The sequence below is a fragment of the Mycobacterium deserti genome, assembly GCF_025345615.1.
GTDB lineage: Bacteria > Actinomycetota > Actinomycetes > Mycobacteriales > Mycobacteriaceae > Mycobacterium > Mycobacterium deserti.
Genome location: NZ_JAODWD010000004.1, coordinates 666,549 through 679,066 on the forward strand (window position 1 = coordinate 666,549; position 12,518 = coordinate 679,066).

At 66.2% G+C, this 12,518-nt stretch carries 13 protein-coding genes; 4 read left to right on the forward strand and 9 right to left on the reverse strand.

All coding sequences use genetic code 11. The features are described from left to right. Positions 1–11 precede the first annotated feature (11 nt). The 8 genes from N4S67_RS19485 to N4S67_RS19520 are packed head-to-tail and all read right to left on the reverse strand — an operon-like array spanning position 12 to position 8,120. A complete protein-coding gene (locus tag N4S67_RS19485) occupies positions 12–839 on the reverse strand; it encodes a sugar phosphate isomerase/epimerase family protein (RefSeq protein WP_390893431.1) in 828 nt (275 codons plus the stop codon). Beyond that, a complete protein-coding gene (locus N4S67_RS19490; RefSeq protein ID WP_260994623.1) occupies positions 772–1,944 on the reverse strand; it encodes a sulfotransferase family protein in 1,173 nt (390 codons plus the stop codon). The genes N4S67_RS19485 and N4S67_RS19490 overlap by 68 nt, the downstream gene beginning before the upstream one ends. Further along, positions 1,941–3,068, reverse strand: coding sequence for an LLM class flavin-dependent oxidoreductase (locus tag N4S67_RS19495; protein WP_260994624.1), 1,128 nt, complete (start codon positions 3,066–3,068; stop codon positions 1,941–1,943). The genes N4S67_RS19490 and N4S67_RS19495 overlap by 4 nt, the downstream gene beginning before the upstream one ends. Beyond that, positions 3,065–3,847 carry an SDR family NAD(P)-dependent oxidoreductase gene (locus tag N4S67_RS19500; RefSeq protein WP_260994625.1) on the reverse strand — a complete coding sequence of 261 codons (783 nt, stop codon included), beginning with the start codon at positions 3,845–3,847 and terminating at the stop codon, positions 3,065–3,067. The genes N4S67_RS19495 and N4S67_RS19500 overlap by 4 nt, the downstream gene beginning before the upstream one ends. Positions 3,848–3,861: 14 nt before the next feature. Continuing rightward, positions 3,862–5,160 (reverse strand): acyl-CoA dehydrogenase family protein, encoded by a 1,299-nt coding sequence (locus N4S67_RS19505; protein WP_260994626.1) that lies wholly within the window; start codon positions 5,158–5,160, stop codon positions 3,862–3,864. 23 nt (positions 5,161–5,183) lie between these two features. Next, positions 5,184–5,954 (reverse strand): enoyl-CoA hydratase/isomerase family protein, encoded by a 771-nt coding sequence (locus N4S67_RS19510; RefSeq protein ID WP_260994627.1) that lies wholly within the window; start codon positions 5,952–5,954, stop codon positions 5,184–5,186. 5 nt (positions 5,955–5,959) lie between these two features. Next, complete coding sequence (locus N4S67_RS19515; RefSeq protein WP_260994628.1) at positions 5,960–7,135, reverse strand: acyl-CoA dehydrogenase family protein; 1,176 nt, start codon at positions 7,133–7,135, stop codon at positions 5,960–5,962. Further along, positions 7,119–8,120, reverse strand: a complete 1,002-nt coding sequence (locus N4S67_RS19520; RefSeq protein WP_260994739.1) for an acyl-CoA dehydrogenase family protein — start codon at positions 8,118–8,120, stop codon at positions 7,119–7,121. Before N4S67_RS19520 ends, N4S67_RS19515 begins: the two co-directional genes overlap by 17 nt. Positions 8,121–8,406: 286 nt before the next feature. Between N4S67_RS19520 and N4S67_RS19525 the strand changes: the two genes are divergently transcribed. From N4S67_RS19525 to N4S67_RS19540, 4 genes are all read left to right on the forward strand, one after another. Next, positions 8,407–9,498 carry an amidohydrolase family protein gene (locus tag N4S67_RS19525; protein ID WP_260994740.1) on the forward strand — a complete coding sequence of 364 codons (1,092 nt, stop codon included), beginning with the start codon at positions 8,407–8,409 and terminating at the stop codon, positions 9,496–9,498. 82 nt (positions 9,499–9,580) lie between these two features. Continuing rightward, positions 9,581–10,723: an amidohydrolase family protein gene (locus N4S67_RS19530; RefSeq protein ID WP_260994629.1), complete on the forward strand. Its 1,143-nt coding sequence runs from the start codon at positions 9,581–9,583 to the stop codon at positions 10,721–10,723. Position 10,724: 1 nt separating this feature from the next. After that, the gene (locus N4S67_RS19535) at positions 10,725–11,132 is read left to right on the forward strand and encodes a Rieske (2Fe-2S) protein (protein WP_260994630.1); all 408 of its coding nucleotides are present in this window, start codon (positions 10,725–10,727) and stop codon (positions 11,130–11,132) included. Then, entirely contained in the window at positions 11,129–12,037 is a 909-nt protein-coding gene (locus N4S67_RS19540) for an alpha/beta fold hydrolase (protein ID WP_260994631.1), read from the forward strand. The genes N4S67_RS19535 and N4S67_RS19540 overlap by 4 nt, the downstream gene beginning before the upstream one ends. Here the strand turns inward: N4S67_RS19540 and N4S67_RS19545 are convergent. Then, positions 12,034–12,507, reverse strand: a complete 474-nt coding sequence (locus N4S67_RS19545) for a hypothetical protein (RefSeq protein WP_260994632.1) — start codon at positions 12,505–12,507, stop codon at positions 12,034–12,036. The genes N4S67_RS19540 and N4S67_RS19545 overlap by 4 nt on opposite strands. Positions 12,508–12,518 lie beyond the last annotated feature (11 nt).

A 12,518-nucleotide genomic window follows, 5' to 3' on the forward strand; every position in this document is an offset into this window, starting at 1 on the left:
CGGCTACCTTTCTACGCGCCGAGCCGTTCGAGCATGACCGAGACCGTGTCGCAGGCCCGCCGGGCGGCCGCCAGCCGGCCCTCCTGCTCGATGCGCGGCCCGATCAATTCGAGGTCGAATCCTTGTGAGTAGCCACCGGCGAGCACCTGGGCGAGGAACGGTTCGATCGGTATCGCGCCGTCGCCCGGCACCGCACGGGCGGGAAGCGCGCGGTCGCCGAGCACATAGTCGCTCAGCTGGATCTGCTGAGTTCGGGGTAGCGCACGGTCGACGAGATCGGCGAAGCCCGCCTCGGTCCAGCAGTGGAACAGGTCGATGCAGATGCCGAGGCCGGCCATCTCGGCCAGCGCGATGGTGTCGCGCAGCGTATGGGCGATGTGGATGTCGGCGTAGAGGCCTGACGCGTTCTCGATGGCGAGCGTGAGGCCGGCCTGCTCGGCCTCGCGCACGCAGGGTGCGATGGCGGTGCAGAACCGTTCGGCGGCCTGCTCCCACGTCAGCTCACCACGCCCACCGGTGAGCATGTAGACCGTGCGCGCGCCGACCGACGATGCGGCCTCGATGACGCGTGAGAGGCCCTCGGGTGTCGCGAACAGGTGGTAGACGGTGTCCACCGAGAATCCTTGAACGAGTTGCGGCAGTTCGGGTTCGGTCAGCTGCGCGTCGATGAGGCTCAGGCGCGCAAGGCCTAGCGCGTCGCAGTGCGACCGTAGTTCGGGCAGCGGGGCGCCGATGAACGTCACACTGTGGACCGATAGTCGCTCGTACACGTCAACCGCGCTTTTCAATCTCAACCCCGAACCGCTCGCGGAACGGCCGGAACTCCTCGTGCAGCGCATCCAGGTCTTCGCCGATGTCGGTGAGGACCTTCGTGGAGTAGACGAACTTCCCGTGCCGGTCGCCGGGGTTGTTCGCCAGATATGCGCGCATCGCGGCGGCCGCGTCATCGGTGAGCGCGCGTCCGCAGAACGCGTAGTAGCGGCCGACGGTGCCGACGGGGTCGGCGACGAAGTCCAGGTAGCGCACGTGCTGGATCCGCGGATCGTCCACCATCGGGTGGGTCATCGTGTTGTCGATGCTGGCGCGGGTCAGATCAAGGTGCGTCTTCGCCGCCGCCTGTAGGTCGATCGGACCGACTATGCCGTCGGCGATGTCGGCCATCATCATCGTGCGCGACGCTGCGACCTGAACAGGATCACGGTGCAGCCACAGTAGATTCGCATCCGGATAGGCCGCGAAGAACTCGGTCAGCCGAAAGCCGTGAAATCCCTTGAGCACCCAATACTTCGTCGGCCGTCGATACTGGAGATGCTGCAGCATCGCCTTGTGGATGCGGTACTGCGCAGCGGCGTCGGTCGGCAGGCCGCCCACCACCGTCTGCATGGGCACCCGCCACCACGCCGTCGGCGTCATCACGCGGAAGTCGAACGCCCACGTGCGTTCGTCCTCGGGGAGGCCGTCGCCGAGCATGTCGTTATAGGGATGGCTGTGCAGCCATTTGGGCATCTTGGCGTTGATCTCGCGCCAATCGGCATCGGCCCGAGCGCGCCGGGGGTCGTGGAAAGACGTGGCGGCGCCCGGTGGTGGGGAGGGGTACATCACCTCCCAGAAGCGCAGCGCCCTCGCGTGCGGGTCGACCGACATCATCGCGTGCGCCAGCGTGGTGCCCGAGCGCGGTTCGCCGGTGACGAACATCGGCCGCTCGATCGCCTCCTCGGCGATCGGATAACGGTTGCGGTCCTCGAAGAACTCCAGCCGCGACGTCAGCAGCCAGTGGCAGACCTCGGCCGCCGCCCGTGCGCCGTCGGCGTCCAATGCGCAGCCGTTCAAGAGTTCGACAGCGGCGCCGAACCGGTGCGGCAGGGTCGGATCGCCGAAGTCGTCCAGTCCGGTGTCCGCCCGCGCCAGGGCCAACATGTCCGCCGCGTCGAGCTGTGCGGTCATCGCATGGTCCCGCATAGGGTCTCCAGTTCGTCCTCGGCTTCACGCACGTTGTCAGCGGAAGCTGCGGCGTATCGCAGTCCCGCCATGGCGCCGTAGTCCAGGATCTTCGGGACTCGCAGGCCCGCGTCGACGAATGTCTTCACGACGCCGGCGACATGTTTGGGCGTGCCGTGCGGAACCACCGCGAGAATCATCTCCGGTTCGACACGGTCGAGGAAGTCGACGATCCGCTCACGGGTGAGCACCGCGGGGTCTATGTCCTGGTAGCCGCGCCAGTTCTCGCCCATCGGGTGCGCAAAACCAAAGTCGCGCAACATCTGCGCGGAGACCTGCAGCAGGAAGGACTTCACCAGCGGCGCGTCGAGGATCTCGGCGATCGCGGCGTCGTCGCGTCCCAGCAGGCATACCTGGATGTAGCAAGGGGTGATCCCGGACGGGTCGCGGCCGGCCCGTTCGGCGGAATTCCGCACAACGGCGAGCTTTTCGGCGTAGTCCTCCGGTGTCCACGCACCGGTCGGCCACCAGCCGTCGGCGTACCGCCCGACGATGTCGAGTGTGCGCGGCCCGCTGCCACCGATCCAGATGCTCGGAAAGCGGCCGTTGTAGGGCTCGGTGTCCAACCGTGCGTGCGCCAGACGGTAGAACCGGCCTTCGAAGTCGATCGGGCCCTCGCTCTCCCACAACAACCGAATGACCTGCAGGGCTTCCTCGAACCGGCTGACGGGCGTGGCGAAGTCGAATCCGTACGGCACGGTGTTCTCGGTTTCGCCGCTGCCAAGACCAAGAATGAACCGACCTTCCGCGAGGTGGTCAATGGTCAGCGCGCTCTGCGCGAGCAGTGACGGGTGGCGCCGCACCGTGTCGACGACGCTGGTGGCCAACGGTACGTTCTCGGTCAGCACCGCCGCCGCCGCGGCGACGGCCATTCCGTCGAGATGGCGGTGCGGTGACGGGGAAACCGTTGCCAGGTCCGTGAATTCCGGAGTCCAGATCGAGTCGGGCCAGAAGCTGACCATGTGGTCGGGCAGCCAGATGGAGTGGTAACGGCCGCTGTCGAGCGATTCGAGCACCGACAGGTCCAGCGGCAGCGTCGTCCGCAGATACGCGGCCGGCTGCACTCTCATGGTTGTTGCCAGCCGATCTCCCGCAGGAACGGCTGCGTGTGCGCGATGCGTCCCGTCAGCGACTTCGGGTCACCGGTGCACAGCACGAAGGCCGTCTGCGTGATCAGAGAGATGTCTTCGGTGTCGGTCTTGGCAAGATCCAACGTGCCCGCGCCGGGCGTCGCGACCGGCTGGGACGGTGCCGCCGCATTGACCGCGATACCGTCCTCGTACAACTCGGCGGCAAGGCTTTTCGTCAGCCGGTTCAGCGCCGCCTTCGCCGTGCCGTAGATGCCGAACCCCGCCGTGCGGTCGAAGTCGTCGAATGGCGGGCCCCCGGGAAGGTCACCACCCACCGACGTCACGTTCAGCACCCAGCCGCAGCCCCGCTGGCGCATGCCCGGGATCGCCAGCTGGGTCAGGTGCAGCGGGGCGAGCACGTGCATCTCCATCATCAGCCGGACTCTGCGGTCCGGAAACTCGTCGAGGGGACGCAGGAAGGTCACTGCTGCGTTGTTGACCAGGATGTCCGGCGCTCCGACTCGGTCGACGACTTCGCTGAAGAGTCGTTCTCGTTCTTCGGGGTTGGACAGGTCTGCCGTGACCGCGATCGCCGATCCGCCTGCGTCGGTGATCTCCTGCAGCGTCTCTTGCAGTGAACCTTGGTATTTCGGATCGGGCTCGGCCGTGCGGGCGGTGAGCGCCACCGTCGCCCCCTCGCGGGCCAATCGCTGCGCGATGGCCTTGCCCAGCCCGCGGCTGGTGCCGGTCACCAGTGCGACCTTGCCTTCACAGGACATCGAAGCCCTCCCTGTCAGGTACGCGGTATGCCCGCGAGCTTGTCGGCGAACTTCGCCTCGGCGGCTTCCCGCAGCCGCAGCAGATGTTCGGACGGAAACCCATCTGGCGCGGGCTCGACGTCCTTGAGCAGCAGCCGCGCGAGCGTCACCTTGTGCACCTCGGTGGGTCCGTCGGCCAGCCCGAGGACGAACGATTCCGTCAGATACTGCACGAAGGGCATCTCATGCGACGTGCCCAGCGATCCGTGCAACTGCAGTGCCCGCGCCGACACGTCGTGCAACACCTTCTGCATCATCGCCTTCACCGCGGAGATGTCGCCACGCACGGCCTTGTAGTCGTTGTATTTGTCGATCTTCCACGCCGTCTGCAGAGTCAGCAGACGGAATGCCTCGATCTCCATCCACGAGTCGGCGATCATCTCCTGCACCATCTGCTTGTTCGCGAGCACCTCGCCCTGGGTGTAGCGCGAGACCGCGCGCTCGGTCAGCATGTCGAAGATCCGCCGTACCAGGCCGACCGTGCGCATGGCGTGGTGAATCCGACCGCCCCCGAGCCGGGTCTGCGCAACCACGAACGCGCCGCCACGCGGGCCAAGCATGTGATCGGCAGGCACGCGCACGTTCTCATACCGGACGTAGCCCTCGCGCCCTCCCCCGCCGAGCGGCTGATAACCGAGGCCGACGTCGCGCAACACGTTGATTCCCGGTGTGTCACCCGGTACGACGAACATCGAATACCGTTGATACGGCGGAGCTTCGGGGTCGGTCATTGCCATAACGATGATGAACGAGGCCATCGAGGCGAACGAGGAGTACCACTTCTCGCCGTTGATCACCCAGTGATCGCCGTCCGCAGTCGCGGTGGTGGTGAATACCTTCGGGTCAGCGCCGCCCTGCGGTTCGGTCATCGAGAAGCACGAGACGATGCGGTTGTCCAGCAGCGGTTCGAGGTAGCGCTGCTTGAGGTCGGGAGTGCCGTAGTGTGCCAGGATCTCGCTGTTTCCCGAGTCGGGCGCGTGGCTGCCGAACACGATCGGTGCACATTCGGAGCGGCCCAGAATCTCGTTGAGCAACGCCAGCTTCACCTGCCCGAACCCCGGTCCGCCCAGATGCGGGCCGAGGTGGGTGGCCCACAGGCCGCGCTGTTTGACGATCTCCTGCAGCGGCGGGATCAACGCCTGGCGCACGGGGTCGTTCAGGTCGTGCGACTCCTTGACGATGTAATCGATCGGTTCGCACTCGTTGCGCACGAACTCCTCGACCCACTCCAGCTGTCGCGCCCACTCGGGGTCCGTCGAGAAGTCCCAGCCCACTGCGGATTACCGCCTTTCCGTCGTCATCGCGGCCGCCGTCGCGCCGCGGCCTCGTCGGTGGCATGGCTGAGCACCTGATTACGGTTCTCCAGTTCCAGAGCCGACGACAGCCCCGGCGCGTCGGTGTTCACCTGCAGCGCCCGCTTGGTCAACTGTGTGCCGAACGGGGACAGATCGGAGATCGTCGAGGCCAGTTCGAGGGCACGCTTACCCAAGCGCTCCGGTTCGACGAGTTGGCTGACCAGTCCGCGGCGGTCAGCCTCCTCGCCCGACACCGTTCGCCCTGTCATCATCCAGTCGGCAGCGACGCTGGTGCCGACGATGCGGGGCAGGTGATAGCTCATTCCCATCTCGGCGCCCGACAGCCCCAGCAGGATCGCGCCGTTGCCGAATGTGGCGGCCGTCGAGCAGATCCGGATATCGGCAGCCAGACACAGGGCGAAGCCCGCTCCGACGCAGGGGCCGTTCACCGCCGCGATGACGGGCTGCGGCAGATTCCGCACCGCCTCCGGAAGCGCCGCCATGGCCTCCTGGAACCGCAACCGGTCGATCGCGGGATCGTCGGCCTCGACGGCTTGTGAGCCGAAGTTGCGCACGTCGATGCCCGAGCAGAACCCACGACCAGCACCGGTGATCACGACGGCGTGCACGCCGGCGTCGGCACCTGTCGCCGCCAACACCCCGGTCAGCTCGTCGCGCATGACCTCGTTGATCGCGTTGAGCTGCCTGGGCCGATTGAGCTGCAGTACAACGACTCCGGTCGTGCCCCGGTCGACGATCAGCGTTTCGGGCACCGGACTCAGCGCCGCGGCAGGCCGAGCACTTGGGTGGCGATGATGTTGCGCTGGATTTCGGAGGTTCCTCCGGCGATCGTGCCGGAGAAGCTTCGCGCATATCGCTCGAACCAGCTGGCGAAGTAGTGGTCGAGGTTCATGTGCTCGTAGCGCCCCGTCGTCGTCGGATGGATCAGCCCGTCGGCACCCGACGCGGTGAACGCCGTGTCCATCGCCCGCATCTCGGCTTCGGAACCGAACAGTTTGAGCACTGACACCGAGGCGGTGTCGGCCTCTCCACGCGAGGCCCGTGCCAATGCCGCCGAACCCATCGCCCGCAGCGCCTGGTAGTCCATCACCGTCGAGGCGTACTGGTCGCGCTCCAGCGGCGTGCGCGGCCGGAAGTCGCCGATCATGTTGTCGATGCGATCGGCGAAGCCGAGCCACATCATCGTGCGCTCGTGACCGAGCGACCCGTTGGCCACACCCCACCCGCCGTTCAGCGGTCCGACGAGGTTCTCCGCGGGCACCCGGGCGTCGGTGAAGAAGACCTCGTTGAAGTCCTTGTTCTCCTCGCCGCACAGGTCAGCGAACGGCCGGCACACCACGCCGGGGGTGTCGGTCGGGATGATCAGCGCGCTGATGCCCCTGTGCTTGGGCGCGTCCGGGTCGGTGCGCACGAACGCCAGCAGGAAGTCGGCGTCGTGGGCACCCGACGTCCACACTTTCTGGCCGTTGACGACGAAGTGGTCCCCGTCGAGCACGGCACGAGTGCGCAGCGAGGCCAGGTCGGACCCCGCGCTCGGCTCACTCATCCCGAGCGACGCGGTGAGCTCCGCCTTGAGCACCGGCACCGCCCAGCGGTGCTTCTGCTCGTCCGACCCGAACGAGATCAACGACGCCGCAACGATGTTCACACCCTGCGGGTTGAAGCTGTGGTAGATCCGTCGTCGGCACAGCTCGTCGAGGTGTACGAACTGCTGCAGGACGGTGGCATTACGCCCGCCGAACTCCGGCGGCTGGGCGGGCAGCAACCATCCGTTGTCGAACAGCAGGCGCTGCCAGTCGCGGGCCCACTGTGGCATGTGCGACACCGAGCGCGGCCGCTCCAGCGTCTGCGCCGCCGACGGGAGATGCTCGTCGAGGAACGCGGCGAACTCGGCGCGGAACTCCTCGACGTCGGGATCAAAAGTCAGCTGCATCGAATTCCTCCGCGATCAGCGCTCGGTGCTCGGCGGCCCCGCCGAGCAGCAACTCGCCGGCCTTGGCGCGTTTGAGCGCGAACTGCAGATCGTTCTCCCACGTGAATCCCATCGCACCGAACAGCTGAAGGCCGTGGCGGAACACCACGCCCTGCGCCTCCCCCGCTGACGCCTTGGCCATCGCGGACGCCAGACGCCTGCGCGGGTCGTCGGCGGAGATGGTCAGCGCCGCGAAATACGCCAGCGCCCTGGCGCGCTCGGTCGCGATGTGCATGTCGACGGCCTTGTGCTGCACGGCTTGGAAGGTGCCGATCGCGACGCCGAATTGCTGACGCTGCTTCACATGCTCGAGCGCGAGGTCGAGGATGCGTTGGCAGGCACCGACTGTGGTGATCGCCAGGCCCGTCAACGCGACGTGGCGGGCACGCTCGGAGTCCGTGGCGGACAGCCGGTCGGAATCGGGAACATGCACATCGGCGAAGGACACCTCGGCGATGTGCAGCACCGGGTCGAACACCGGGCTGCGGCGCGCGGTCACCCGGCTCGCGTCGACCAGGAACACCCCCGCCTCGGTGACGACAGCGAGCTTCTCGGCCCGGTCGCCGTCGAGCACATGGTGCGCAGTGCCGTTGAGTACCCACCCGTCGGCGTCGCGGTGTGCTGCGACTCCGCCGTAGACGGCGGTGCCGGCCTGCTGCGGGTCGAACCGCTCACCCGCCAGCGGGGCGAACTGCGTCATCGTCGCCAGGAACGGCGTGGGGTCGGTTGCACGGCCCAGTTCCTCGAGCACAATGGCCAGTTCGACCGCGTTCTCCGGATCAGTCAGCTCCGTCCAACCGGCGTCGACATAGGTCTTCCATAACGGCGTCGGGTCGGCGCCGTCCTCAGCGACGCTGCGCACCAGAGTCGGAGGGCACTGTTTGGCGATGGCGTCGCGCGCCGTCTCCTGCCACAGCCGCTGATCGGCGTCGAACTCCAGTAGCACCATGCCTCCCGTGGGCGTCGTGGCGGATGCGGTCACGTTTCGCACGAGAATAACATTCTCCTTAGATGCTGTAACCGTTCTCAGGAAACGCCTACCCCGTTTCGCCGCGTCGACGCCGTGCAGTTGACCAGCGCACACCCTGACCTGCGAAGAGATAAGCGTTTTGTTGAGAACTCGATTCTTGCTATCGAAGAACAACGCTTTACACTGGGAATGTTGGGCGCTCTCGTACGGCGCTCGCGCGACGGCGGGAATGCGCCGGGAAGTTCGGAGGACAGCCTTGGTGATGCGACACCCGGACGGGACCACGACGCCGGTCATCGACGCCAGCGTGCACATCTTCAGCCGGTCGAACAAGGACCTGCGCAGCTTCCTTCGCGAGCCGTTCAAGAGCCGCGGGTTCCCGGACTACGAGATGGACTGGTACGGCGCTCCCGGTGGCGAATATGCGCCGAAAACCGACGGCGGCGGCACCGATCGCCGCTATCCCGGGTCGGACCCCGAGTACGTCGGCGGCCAGATCTTCGACGAGCGCGGCGTCGACGTGGCGATCCTGCATCCGATGACGCGGGGCATCATGCCCGACCGTCATCTGGGCACCGCGATCGCCGCCGCCCACAACGAGTTGATGGTGTCTCGCTGGCTCGACGACAACCCGTACGCCACCCGGTACCGCGGCACCATCCGGGTCAACCCCGACGACATCACCGGGGCGCTACGCGAGATCGCCAAGTACAAGGACCACCCCAGGGTGGTGCAGATCGGCGTCCCGCTGCAGTCCCGCGAGGTGTACGGCAAACCGCAGTACTGGCCATTATGGGAAGCGGCGGTCGAGGCGAACCTGCCGGTCGCGGTGCACATCGAGGTCGGCGCCGGCATCTCGTTCGCGCCAACTCCGTCCGGCGTGCCCCGCACGTACGAGCAGTACGTCAGCTTCATGGCGCTGAACTTCTTGTACCACCTGATGAACATGATCGCCGAGGGGGTGTTCGAACGGATGCCCACCTTGAAGTTCGTGTGGGCGGACGGGGCCGCCGACATGCTGACGCCGTTCATGTGGCGCATGGACTGCTTCGGCAGGCCGCACCTCGAGCAGACCCCGTGGGCGCCGAAGATGCCCAGCGATTACCTGCCGGGCCACACCTTTTTCATCCAGGGTGCGATGGACGGTCCGGGTGACACCGAGTTCGCAGGCGAATGGCTGGGGTTCACCGGTAAGGAAGACATGGTGATGTACGGCTCGAGCTACCCGCACTGGCAGCTCAACGAGCTCACCGTGCCCGCGGCGTATTCGGTCGAACAGCGCGACAAGCTGTGCTGGCGCAACGCCGCGCAGCTCTACGGCATAGACGTCGGGGCGGGTGTCGGCGCACAGTGAGAGAGAGCCTGGTGATGGCCGCGCACGCGAGGAGCACAAATATGGCCGCGCACGCGAGGAGCACAAATATGAAGGAGCCACGATGACGATCACAGTGACCGAGCGCAAGCCAGCGGCAGAGCGCGTCGCCGTCCGCTGCGTCGACTCCGATGTGCATCCGACGCCCAAGAGCGGAGTGCTGACGCAATACATCCCGGAGCCGTGGCGCAGCAAGTACTTCACGACGCGCAGAATCGGCGACCAGATCTACTACGACGCGCCGGACTACGCGCATGCCTATGCGATGCGGGTCGATACGTTCCCGTCCGACGGCGAGTTCGCGGGCAGCGATCCCGATCTGGCCTTTAAGCAGCTGATCATGGAGGCCGGCGCCGACATCGCGATCCTCGAACCCGCCGCCTACCCGGCGCGCTTCCCCGAGGTCAACCACGCGATGAGCTGCGCGCTGAACGACTGGCAGGCCAACCACTGGCTCGACAGCCACAACAACTGGCACGAGCGGTGGCGCGGCTCCATCTGCCTGGCGATAGAGACTCCGGAGGACTCCGCCAAGGAGGTCGAACGGTGGGCCGGACATCCCTACATGGGACAGATCCTGATCAAGGCAGAGCCCCGGCCGGCGTGGGGTGATCCGAAGTACAACCCGATCTGGGAAGCGGCGACCAAGCACGACATCACGGTGAGCTGCCACTTGTCGCGCAGCCACCACGAAGAACTGCCCATCCCGCCGGTCGGGTTCCCCAGCTACAACCACGATTTCATGGTCACCTACTCGCTGCTGGCCGCAAACCAGGTGATGAGCATGGTGTTCGACGGTCTCTTCGACCGCTACCCCACGCTGCGGATCGTGTTGGTGGAGCACGCTTTCAGCTGGATCCTGCCGCTGATGTGGCGGATGGACGCGATCTACGAGGCCCGCAAGTCATGGCTGGACATCAAGCGCAAGCCGTCGGAGTACGTCAAGGACCACATCAAGTTCACCACCCAACCGCTGGACTACCCCGAGGACAAGACGGAACTGACTCGCGCGTTCGAGTGGATGGAGTGCGAGAAGATCCTGCTGTTCAGCAGCGATTATCCGCACTGGACGTTCGACGACCCGCGCTGGCTGGTCAAGCACCTGCCCGAGCATGCCCGCGAGGCCGTGATGTTCCGCAACGGCATCGCGACCTACCATCTGCCAGAGACGGTGCCGGCCCTCGAGGGTCAGGTTCGGGTGTTCTGAGTTGTCCGAGGAGCAGAAGACGCCCCCGGCTGGCCCAAAAAGATTGGCACAGGGGCGCGAACACGTCGTGGCCACGGTCGACGAGATTCCGCCCGGTAAGCACAAACTGGTGCCGATCGGCCGGCACGGCGTCGGTGTGTACAACGTCAACGGCACCTTCTACGCGATCGCCAACTACTGTCCGCACGAGGGTGGGCCGCTGTGTTCGGGCAGGGCGCGTGGCCGCACGATCGTCGACGAGGACGTGCCCGGTGACGCGGTGATGGTCCGCGACCTGGAGTACATCTACTGCCCGTGGCACCAGTGGGGCTTCGAACTGGCTACGGGCACCACCGCGGTCAAGCCGGAGTGGAGCATCCGCACCTACCCCGTCCGGGTGGTCGGCAACGACGTGCTGGTCCAGGCATGAGCGATACCGGGTCGGCGGTGCCGACGCTCAAACGGGGCGAAAAGACCTTCGAGGTCAATGGCGGCAACGTCGTCTACGAAATCCTGGGCAAGGAAGGCGAATTCATCGCCCTCACTCCCGGCGGGCGGTTCAGCAAGGATATCGAGGGGCTGCGACCGCTCGCGCAGGCGCTGGTCAAGGGCGGGTACCGGGTTCTGCTGTGGGACAGACCGAACTGCGGCAAGTCCGACGTCCAGTTCTACGGCCAAAGCGAATCCCACATGCGCGCCGAGACGCTGCACGCCCTGATCACCGGGCTCGACATCGGGCCGTGCATCATCGCCGGTGGCTCCGGTGGGGCGCGCGACTCGATGCTCACCACGATGCTCCATCCCGAAATCGTGCGAAAACTCGTGGTGTGGAACATCGTTGGCGGGGTCTACGGCTCGTTTGTGCTGGGGTCGTACTACATCGTGCCCAGCATTCTCGCCGTCCGCGGCACCGGCATGAAGGGCGTAGCCCACGTCGATGAGTGGAAGCAGCGCATCGCCGAGAATCCGGCCAACCGCGACCGCATCCTCGGCCAGGATCCGGACCAGTTCCTCAAGCTGATGCTGCGCTGGCTGAATGCTTTCGTGCCCAAGCCCGGACAGACGATTCCGGGGGTCGAGGACGAGATGTTCGACAACATCAAGGTGCCGACGCTGATCATCCGCGGCGGCGAGAACGATCTCGACCACCCGAAGCGAACCTCCCTCGAGGTCAGCTGCCTGATCAAAGGCTCGAAGCTGATCGACCCACCGTGGCCGGAGGACGCCTGGGAGCGCGCCAGCGAGGCTCGCGCTTCAGGAAAGGTCAAGCGCTTCAACATGTTCGATACGTGGGTGCAGGCGGCTCCCGCGATTCTCGAGTTTCTGGACGGCTAGATGAGCCGGATGTGCACTTCGCTGTTGAGCGACGCTTCCAGTGCGGTGTGGACGCGGCTCTCCGGGACACGCTCGAGGTCGGCCTTGCGCAACGTCACATGCACCACGTCCCAGCCGTCGTCTCCGGGCACGCGGTCCACCTCTCCGGTCAGCCCGAACCCGGCCAGCACGCCGTGGGCGTCGTCGTCGGTGCCACGACTGATGAACGTGAGCACACCGGGTACCGGTGCGGTCCCGAATGCCTCGGCGCACAGGCCGACTGCGATCTGCTGGAGTTCGGCCGAATCGTCGCCGTCGATCAACAACTCCACCTCGCGACGCTGCGGCGGCATGGCGGCCAGGTTGTTCTGCACCACCTCGACACCCGCCGGGCCCGCCATGTCGCGCAGCCGCGCCATCCCGTCGGTCAACTGCGCGGGCGACAGCTCACCTGACAGGTCGACCCCGACCCGCACCACCGCAGTCCTCATGCCCGCCAGCC